Raw genomic sequence first — 1577 nt, forward strand, 5'->3', positions numbered from 1 at the left:
CCCCTACACCCGAGGGCTGCTCGACTCCCTGCCCCGGCTGGACGACCACGACGACACACCGCTGCGCGCCATCGCCGGCAGCCCTCCCTCCCTGCTCCGGCCGCTCCCCGGCTGCGCCTTCGCCCCCCGCTGCCCGCACGCCGCCGACGACTGCCACAGCCGCAGGCCCGACACCGTCCGCGACGGCGAGCGGCTGGTCGCCTGCCACCTCCCCCTCACCACGGGAGCCGCCCGATGACCGCGATCACCGCCGCCGGCACCGGCGGCACCGACGACACCGACGCGAGTGCCGACAGCCCGCTGCTCAGCGTCCGCGACCTCACCATGCACTACCCGGCCAGGCGCGGCGCCCCGGTCCGGGCCGTCGACGGCCTCGGTTTCGACCTGCCCGCCGGCCGCACCCTCGGCCTCGTCGGAGAGTCGGGCTGCGGCAAGTCCACCACCGGACGCCTGGTCGTCCGGCTCCTCGAACCCACCGCCGGGAGCATCACCTTCGACGGCCACGACCTCACCCACCTCGACCGGCGCGGCCTGCGGCCCTTCCGCGGCGACCTCCAGATGGTCTTCCAGGACCCGCACTCCTCGCTCAACCCCCGGCAGAGCGTCGCCCGCAGCATCGCCGAACCGCTGCTGGTGCGCGGCACCCCCGCCGGCGAGGCCCGAGGACGGGCCGCCGAGCTGATGGAACTCGTCGGCCTGCGGCCCGAACACCTCGACCGCCGCCCCCACCAGTTCTCCGGCGGGCAGGCCCAACGCATCGGCATCGCCCGCGCCCTCGCCACCGGGCCCCGCGTCATCGTCGCCGACGAACCGGTCTCCGCGCTGGACGTGTCCGTCCAGGCCCAGATCGTCAACCTTCTCGAACGACTGCAACGCGAACTCGGCCTCGCCTACCTCTTCATCGCCCACGACCTGTCCGTGGTGAAACGTGTCTGCGACCAGGTCGCCGTCATGTACCTCGGCCGGATCGTCGAGACCGGTGACAAGGCGCAGGTGTACGGCAACCCGGCGCACCCCTACACCCGCGCCCTGCTGTCCGCCGTCCCGCTGCCGGAGCCGGCCGCCGAACGGGCCCGCGAACGCGTCACCCTGCTCGGCGACCCGCCCAACCCGGCGGCGCCGCCGAGCGGCTGCGCCTTCCACCCCCGCTGTCACAAGGCGACCGAACGCTGCCGCGTCGAGGCGCCACGGTTGGCGCCGGCGCCGATACCGGCGGTTGTGCCGCCCACCGGCGGGTTGAAGGACTCACCCGTCCCGGCCGCATCCGCCCCCGGCGGCGGAGGCCGGCTTGTCGCCTGCCACTTCCCCGAGAACGCGCCCGTCCCCTGACCCGCGCGCTCGCCCACACGTCGGCCCGCGCCCCGGCGCACCCGGCCGCGCCGCGCCGACAGCACCACCCCGCATCACCCTTCGCACCACCCTCCACCCCTTTCCTCACCCCACACAGGAGACCCGGTGTCACAGCAGAACCGCACCCAGCGGAACAGAACCCCCCGCAGACGCGTGCTCACGGCCGCCACCATGGTCGCGATCGTCGCGTCCTCGGCACACCTCGGTCAGGTCGGTCAGGCCACCGC

The 1577-nt window shown here is 74.6% G+C and carries 2 protein-coding genes; both read left to right on the plus strand.

Annotation, left to right across the window (positions count from 1 at the left end; all coding sequences use genetic code 11):
- Positions 1 to 238 (plus strand): oligopeptide/dipeptide ABC transporter ATP-binding protein (locus GL263_RS26205; protein WP_323379568.1); only part of this gene is annotated, 238 nt, incomplete at its 5' end.
- On the plus strand, positions 235 to 1329 hold the full coding sequence (locus GL263_RS26210; protein ID WP_182858220.1) for an ABC transporter ATP-binding protein: 1095 nt from the start codon (positions 235 to 237) through the stop codon (positions 1327 to 1329). The genes GL263_RS26205 and GL263_RS26210, both read left to right, overlap by 4 nt.
- The last annotated feature ends 248 nt before the right edge of the window (positions 1330 to 1577 follow it).

It is taken from the genome of Streptomyces durbertensis, assembly GCF_014156695.1.
In the GTDB taxonomy this organism is placed as follows: domain Bacteria; phylum Actinomycetota; class Actinomycetes; order Streptomycetales; family Streptomycetaceae; genus Streptomyces; species Streptomyces durbertensis.

Coding starts and splice junctions, on each gene's coding strand:
- GL263_RS26210 (WP_182858220.1), top strand. CDS start 235: ATGACCGCGATCACCGCCGCCGGCACCGGCGGCACCGACGACACCGAC.